Annotated in this window: 1 pseudogene; it reads right to left on the bottom strand. The window is 48.0% G+C overall.

Annotated elements, in window-relative coordinates:
• Window positions 1-513, bottom strand: a pseudogene (locus R7Q46_RS30450) (2-oxoglutarate dehydrogenase E1 component); the annotation flags it as partial.

Here is a 513-nt window from a genome sequence, read left to right as displayed (position 1 = left end):
CAGACGAAATGAATTGATCAATAACCACTTGTGCGCCGTTAGCGAAGTCACCAAACTGCGCTTCCCAAATGGTCAAACCGCCAGGTTCAGCTGTTGCATAACCGTACTCAAATGCAAGAACAGCTTCTTCCGACAACACAGAGTCAAAAACTTGGAAAGGCCCCTGCTTGTCATGGATATTCGCTAGCGGGATGTAAGTGCTTGCATCTGATTGGTTGTGAAGAACTGAGTGACGATGGAAGAAAGTACCACGACCTGAGTCCTGACCAGAAATACGGATACGCTTACCATCGTCTACCAATGTCGCGTAAGCCAATGTTTCAGCCATACCCCAGTCAATAGCCTTCTCACCTGTCATCATTGCTAAGCGATCGTTGTACAGCTTGTTTACTCGGCTTTGCAGCTTGTGGCTTTCCGGGTACTGACATAAACGATTACCTAGTTCGACAAGGCGTTGCTTATCGTAGGTCGACTCCCATTGCATATCCCACTCGTGTCCCAAGTAAGGAGACC

This window comes from Vibrio sp. 811 (genome assembly GCF_033339195.1).
This window is presented reverse-complemented; position numbering and strand designations above follow the sequence as displayed.